Source organism: Nonomuraea sp. NPDC050691 (assembly GCF_040654455.1).
Classification (GTDB): domain Bacteria; phylum Actinomycetota; class Actinomycetes; order Streptosporangiales; family Streptosporangiaceae; genus Nonomuraea.
Map to the genome: position 1 here is coordinate 1 of NZ_JBFAIA010000283.1, position 6,664 is coordinate 6,664.

General features: G+C 74.0%; 5 protein-coding genes and 1 pseudogene. 4 read left to right on the plus strand and 2 right to left on the minus strand.

Features of this window, described 5'->3' with window-relative positions; translation table 11 throughout:
* Window positions 1–215: pseudogene (locus tag AB0H81_RS43160) on the minus strand (amidohydrolase); the annotation flags it as partial.
* Between the two features lie 103 nt (window positions 216–318).
* Window positions 319–2,457, minus strand: coding sequence for an anthranilate synthase component I (locus tag AB0H81_RS43165; protein ID WP_358387811.1), 2,139 nt, complete (start codon window positions 2,455–2,457; stop codon window positions 319–321).
* A 389-nt stretch (window positions 2,458–2,846) separates the two neighbouring features.
* Here AB0H81_RS43165 and AB0H81_RS43170 point away from each other — a divergent pair, with 389 nt between their 5' ends.
* The 4 genes from AB0H81_RS43170 to AB0H81_RS43185 form a co-directional block, all read left to right on the plus strand.
* Entirely contained in the window at window positions 2,847–4,286 is a 1,440-nt protein-coding gene (locus tag AB0H81_RS43170) for a glycosyltransferase family 39 protein (protein ID WP_358387812.1), read from the plus strand.
* A 79-nt stretch (window positions 4,287–4,365) separates the two neighbouring features.
* Window positions 4,366–4,605 (plus strand): DUF6289 family protein, encoded by a 240-nt coding sequence (locus AB0H81_RS43175; RefSeq protein ID WP_358387815.1) that lies wholly within the window; start codon window positions 4,366–4,368, stop codon window positions 4,603–4,605.
* A 64-nt stretch (window positions 4,606–4,669) separates the two neighbouring features.
* Window positions 4,670–6,304 (plus strand): CocE/NonD family hydrolase, encoded by a 1,635-nt coding sequence (locus tag AB0H81_RS43180; protein ID WP_358387818.1) that lies wholly within the window; start codon window positions 4,670–4,672, stop codon window positions 6,302–6,304.
* Window positions 6,301–6,664 (plus strand): HTH domain-containing protein (locus tag AB0H81_RS43185; RefSeq protein WP_358387821.1); only part of this gene is annotated, 364 nt, incomplete at its 3' end. The genes AB0H81_RS43180 and AB0H81_RS43185, both read left to right, overlap by 4 nt.

A 6,664-nucleotide genomic window follows, 5' to 3' on the forward strand; every position in this document is an offset into this window, starting at 1 on the left:
GGCAGGTCGAGCACCGGGGCGCACCAGCGGCGCACGGCCACGCCGACCGGGGTGTCGAAGTGCGTGGTGCCGGGGGGCGCGGGCACGCCGCCGCCGATCAGCAGCTCGTACTGGGCCCGGGACAGGTCGTCGCGGCGCACGGCGTCGCAGTGGTGGTCGACCAGCGGGGCGAGCAGCGCTTCGCACACCGTGTCGGACAGGCCGAGGGGGAGCATGCGGAGACTCTAGGGGGTGCGGCCGGGCCGCCGCCCCCGCTTTCCCTCGGTGACCTGGAGTCCCCGCCCGGCGGGCCGGAGGTGGTCCGCCGGGCGAGGCGGGTCAGCGGCGGGCGAGGCGCAGGACGTTGGCGATGACCTGGGCGCCGGCGCCGCCCTCGGCCGTGAGGATCGACTCGGGGTGGAACTGCACCGCGAACCGCCGGTTGCGGGTGTCCTCGATGGCCATGACGTTGCCGTCGGGCGTCACGGCCGTGGCCTCGAAGCCCACCACGCCGGGCCGCTTGGCGTGCAGCGAGTGGTAGCGGGCGGCGGTGAACCGCTCGGGCAGCCCCTCCAGCAGCGCGCTGCCGCCGAGCCGCGTGACCTGCCCGCGCTTGCCGTGCTCGGGGTAGTCGAGCAGCTCCAGCGTCCCGCCGGCCTGCTCCACCATCGCCTGCAGGCCGAGGCACACGCCGAAGACCGGCAGCTCGCGGGCGTAGATCTCGCCGATCAGCGCCGACATGCCGAAGTCGGACGGCCAGCCGGGGCCGGGCGAGAGCACCACCAGGTCGGGCGCCACCTCGTCGATCATCGCGGGCGGGAACCCGTGGCGCAGCGTCACCACGTCGGCCCCCTCCTGGCGGAAGTAGTCGGCCAGGGTGTTGACGAAGGAGTCCTCGTGGTCGACGAGCAGCACCTTCATGCCGCGCCCCGGCTGCTCGCGGACCGGCTCGGCGGCCACGGCGTGCGGCTGGTTGACGGCGGCCAGGGCGCCGAGCAGGGCGCTGGCCTTGAGCTCGGTCTCGCGCTCCTCGGCCTCGGGGTCGGAGTCGAACAGCAGCGTCGCCCCGGCGCGGACGGTCGCGAGGCCGTCCTTGATCTGGGCGGTGCGCAGGGTCAGGCCGGTGTTCATGGACCCGTCGAAGCCGATGAAGCCGATGGCGCCGCCGTACCACCGGCGGGTGGTCGCCTCGTGGTCCTCGATGAACTGCATGGCCCACGTCTTGGGCGCGCCGGTGACGGTGACGGCCCACATGTGGGTGAGGAACGCGTCCAGGGCGTCGAACTCGGGGCGCAGGCGGCCCTCGATGTGGTCGACGGTGTGGATGAGGCGGGAGTAGAGCTCGATCTGGCGGCGGCCGATGACGCGCACCGAGCCGGGCACGCAGATGCGGGACTTGTCGTTGCGGTCGACGTCGGTGCACATGGTCAGCTCCGACTCCTCCTTCACGCTGGACAGGAGGGTGCGGATGGCCTCGGCGTCCTCGACCGGGTTGCTGCCCCGGGCGATGGTGCCGGAGATGGGGCAGGTCTCGACGCGCTCGCCGCTCACGCGGACGTACATCTCGGGTGAGGCGCCGACGAGGTGCTCGCCCTCGCCGAGGCTGATGATGAACTCGTACGGGGCCGGGTTGCTGTGGCGCAGGCCCCGGTAGAAGGCGGCCGGGTCGGTGCAGACGGAGTGGAACACCTGGCCGGGCACGACCTCGAACAGGTCGCCGCGCTTGAACTTCTCCTTGGCGGCGGCGACGACCTTGGCGTACTCGCCCCTCGGCGGGTCGGCCGGGACCGTGGTGGGCGTGACGATGGGCGTGGAGTCGCCGGAGCGCTCCAGGCCGCGGGTGCTCGCGCCGTCGACGGTGAACTCGTAGCGGTGCTCGACGCAGGTCTCGCGCTGGCGGTCGATGACGACGAGCCGGTCGGGCAGGTGGAGCACGAGGTCGCGCTGGTCGGCGGGGCGGGTGAGCTCCTGCCGGATGGGCTCGAACTGGAAGGCCAGGTCGTAGCCGAAGGCGCCGTACAGGCCGAGGTGCGGGTCGTCGCCCTTGAAGGCGGCGATGACCTCGCGGATCGCGCTGAACACGGTGGGGCGGCGGCTGCGCATCTCCTCCGGCAGCAGGTCCTCCGACTCGGGCACGTGGACCTCGACCCGGTCGGCGGTCGGCTCCTCGACCGGCTTGCCGGCGGCCAGCAGGCACGAGGTCACGGCGGGCAGCACGACGCGGCCGCGGGCGTTGAGGGCGCGGGCGGAGATGGTGCGGCCCTTGGCGACGAGTTCGACGCAGGGATCGACGTAGCCGAAGGCCCACCTGCTGTAGCGGCCGGGATAGTCCATCCCGGAGGAGAAGGCGCCCCCGCGCCGCTCGCCGAGGGCCGTCACGATCTCCTCGAGCGCGTCCTCGGACACCTCGCGCGTCTCCCGCTCGACGCCGATGCCGCCGGCCGTGACGTAACCGCTGGTATATCCGCTCGTCTCCACTGCTGCCCCTTGTCGAAGTCACTGTCGAAGTGAACTGCCACAACGCCGAATCCCGGGGGCGGACACGAGAAAGGCCGCCTTCCGGGGCGGCCGTCCGTCGATGATGTGCGAAACCCGCGCCGCCTAGAAGCGGCGCCACCACTGAAGCTCGACGCGGTTTCGCATGGCCTCAGGGTAGCCGTCGCACCCAAGATCGTGCAACGCGGCGCGCGGCGGGGGCTCCCGGCTTCGTGGCCTGACGGGCGGACGTGACGGGCGGACGTGACGGGCGGGTGTGACGGGCGGGTGTGACTGGGGGCGTGACGGGCGGGCGCGCGCCGGGAGGCCGGGGTGAAATAGCGGGGGGCGTAGGGGTCCCGGCGGCGAGGGCGGCGGCTAGTTTGACAATCATGGAACGCCCCCCGTTAGCCTGGCGGTCGACCGCCGTCGTCGCCGCGAGCCTGGTCGCGGTGCTGCTCCTGCTCGGTGAGCGGTACGGCTACCACCGCGACGAGCTGTACTTCAGGGTGCTGTCCGAGCATCCCGCCTGGGGCTACGTCGACCAGCCCCCGCTCACGCCGCTGATCGCCCGCCTGTCGATCGCGCTGTTCGGCGACACGCTGTTCGCGCTGAAGGTCTTCCCGGCGCTGGCGGCGGCCCTGCTGGTGGCGCTCGCGACGCTGGTCACCCGGGAGCTCGGCGGCGGGCGCGTGGCCCAGGCCGTGGCGGCGCTCGGCGTCGCGACCGGGGCGTACACGCTGGTGGCCGGGCACTCGATGCTGACGCTGAGCTTCGACCTGCCGTTCTGGGTGGCGGCCGGGCTGTTCGCGGTCAAGGCGCTGCGCCGCGAGGATCCGCGGTGGTGGCTCGCGTTCGGCGTGGTGACGGGGCTGGCGACGTACAACAAGCTGCTGATCGCGATGCTGGTGCTGGGGATCGCGGCGGGGCTGCTGCTCGCGGGGCCGCGCCGGGTGCTGGCGAGCCCGTGGCTGTGGGCGGGCGCCGCGGTGGCCCTCGTCCTCGCCGTCCCCAACCTGCTCTACCAGGCCACGCACGGCTGGCCGCAGCTCACGATGGCGGCGGCGCTCAGCGAGGGCGAGGGCGACGAGCAGCGGCTGCTGTTCGTGCCGATGCAGTTCGGGCTGTTCGGGCCGGTCGTGGCGGTGATCGCCGGGTTCGGCTGGTGGCGGCTGTGGAAGGACCGGCGGGTGCGGGCGATCGCGGTCGCGTTCCCGGTGGCGGCCGTGCTGACGGTGCTCAGCGGCGGCCGGTTCGACTACACGGGCGGGCTGGTGCTGCTGCTGTTCACGGCGGGCTGCGTGAGCGTGGAGGCGGCGGGCCGGGTGCGGGCGGCGGTGGCGGCGCTGGCGCTCAACGGGCTGCTGTGCGCGACGATCGCGCTGCCGCTGCTGCCCGTCGACAGGCTGGCCGCCACGCCCGTGCCGGAGGTCAACGAGGTGGCGCGCGAGTCGGTCGGCTGGCCGGAGTTCGCCGCCGCCGTGCGCGGCATCCTCGACTCGCTGCCGCCCGAGGAGCGGGGCCGGGCGATCGTGCTGACCGGCAGCTACGGCGAGCAGGGAGCGCTGGCGCGGGCCGGGATCCCGCGCGTCTACAGCGGCCAGAACCAGCTCCACCAGTACGGCCCGCCGCCCGACACCGGCACCGTCGCGGTGGCGGTGAACATCGGCCGGCGCCGCATGTACCGGCAGTACACGACGTGCGAGCAGCGCGCCGTGGTGGACAACCGGGTCGGCGTGGACAACGAGCTGCAGGGGATGCCGGTGTTCCTGTGCCGGGGGCTGAAGGGCCCCTGGCGCGCCGCCTGGCCGTTCTACCAGCACTACAGCTAGCGCGCGTCGTGGGTCTTGATCTTCGGGGCGGGCGGGCTCATGATCCGGTCAACGGTTCCCTCCATCGAAGGGCTTCGCCATGCGCCGTTCCCTGCTGTCCCTCCCCCTGGCCGTCGTGCTCGCCCTGGCCGGCGCGGCCGTCACCAGCGCGCCCGCCCAGGCCCGGCCCTGCGGGCTCGGCAACTACTGCGTCACGACCTACTACTCCGACTCCTCCCGGACCACCGTGGTCGGGCGCATGGTGGAGTACTGCGAAGGCGGCGGGTACCTCTCAGGTACCCGCACGATCTACAAGGACTTCTCGGAGGTCCCCTGCTGACCCCTGGGCGCGAGGGGGCGGCGCGGGCTTCCACCTGCCGGGCGGCATCTGTTACTGGTAGGTAATGCGACGCGTGCGGCTCCAGCGTGATCTTCCCGTGCCCATGCCGGACGGCGTGACCCTGCTGGCCGACCACTACGCCCCCGCGGGCGCCGGCCGGGCCCCCGTCGTCCTCATCCGCTCGCCGTACGGCCGGCGGGGGCTGTTCGGCTGGATGTACGGGCGGGGCTTCGCCCGGAACGGCTTCCACGTGGTGATCCAGAGCTGCCGGGGCGGCTTCGGCTCCGGCGGCCTGCTCGACCCGATGGCCGACGAGCACGACGACGGCCTGGCGACGCTGGCGTGGATGCGGGCCCAGCCCTGGTACGACGGGTCGTTCGCGATGTTCGGCCCGTCGTACCTCGGCTACACGCAGTGGGCCATCGCCGCCGACGCGGGGCCGGAGCTCAAGGCCATGGCGGCCCAGATCACCGCCTCCCAGTTCCGCGACGCCGCGTACGTGGGCGGGGCGTTCGCGCTGGAGTCGGCGCTGAGCTGGACGGCGATGACCGACGCCATGGCGCGGCCGTTCGGCGGGGCGGCGGCGCTGACGGCGCCCCGGCTGACGCGGCGGGCCGTGCTGTCCGGACGGCCGGTGGCGGAGCTGGACCTGGCCACGGCCGGCCGTCCGCTGCCGTTCTTCCAGGACCTGCTGGCGCACCACGCCGACCCCGCCGTGCCGTATTGGGACAAGCGCGACTTCTCCCCTAGGGTCGGTCAGGTGGAGGCGGCGGTCACGCTGCTCAGCGGCTGGTACGACGTGTTCCTGCCGTGGCAGCTCAAGGACTACCTGGCGATGCGCCGGGCGGGGCGGCGGCCGTACCTGACGATCGGGCCGTGGTACCACGTGGACGCCCGGCACGGGCGGCCGTCGATGGCCGAGGGGCTGGCCTGGTTCCGGGCGCACCTCCTGGGCGACGGCTCCGGGCTGCGGGCCGACCCCGTACGGCTGCACGTGACGGGCGCCGCCGAGTGGCGCGACTACCCCGACTGGCCGGTGCCGGGCATGACGCCGCAGCGCTGGCACCTCCAGCGCGGCTTCGGGCTCGACCCGGAACCGCCGCGGGCGGGCGGGCCGGACCGCTTCCGCTACGACCCCGCGCACCCCACGCCGGTCCTCGGCGGCCCGGTGCTGCTGTCCGACTCCCGGCCGCGCGACCAGCGGCGGCTGGAGGCGCGGCGCGACGTGCTGGTCTACAGCTCGCCGGCGCTGGCCGGGGACGTGGAGATGATCGGGCCGGTCACGGCCGAGCTGTTCGTGCGCTCCAGCACGCCGTACGTGGACGTGGTGGTGCGGGTGTGCGACGTGCACCCCGACGGCAGGTCGCTCAACCTGTGCGAGGGCGTGCGCCGCCTGCGCCCCGGCTCCCCCGGGGAGGCGGCGCCGGTCGAGGGGCCGGTCGAGGGGCCGGTCGAGGGGCCGGTCGAGGGGGACGTGCGGCGGGTCGTGGTGGAGCTGTGGCCCCTCGGGCACCGCTTCCGCGCCGGGCACCGGATCCGCGTGCACGTGGCCGCGGGCGCGTACCCGACGATCGCCCGCAACAGCGGCACCGAGAGCCTCCTCGGGGACGGCGGGCCGATGGTGCCGGCCGACGTCGAGGTGTTCCACACCCCGGACCTGCCCTCGGCGGTGGTGCTGCCCCGGGTGGCGGTGACGTGAGCGCCTCGCGGCTGATGTCGCTCGTCCTGCTCCTCCAGGCGCGCGGCAGGATGACGGCGGCGGAGCTGGCGCGCGAGCTGGAGGTGTCGGAGCGGACGGTTCACCGCGACATGCTCGCCCTGTCCGGCTCGGGCGTGCCGGTGTACGCCGACCGGGGGCGCGGCGGCGGCTACCGGCTGCTCGACGGCTACCGGACCCGCCTGACCGGGCTGGACCGGGCCGAGGCGGAGGCGCTGTTCCTGTCGGGCGTCCCGGCGGCGCTGCGGGAGATGGGCCTGGAGGGCGATGAGAGCGAGGAGCCCGCCCAGTGCCGGTCCGCAGATCCCGCCGAGCAGGAAGCCTGCTTCGAACACGGCGCCG

Coding starts and splice junctions, on each gene's coding strand:
- AB0H81_RS43170 (WP_358387812.1), top strand. CDS start 2,847: ATGGAACGCCCCCCGTTAGCCTGGCGGTCGACCGCCGTCGTCGCCGCG.
- AB0H81_RS43175 (WP_358387815.1), top strand. CDS start 4,366: ATGCGCCGTTCCCTGCTGTCCCTCCCCCTGGCCGTCGTGCTCGCCCTG.
- AB0H81_RS43180 (WP_358387818.1), top strand. CDS start 4,670: ATGCGACGCGTGCGGCTCCAGCGTGATCTTCCCGTGCCCATGCCGGAC.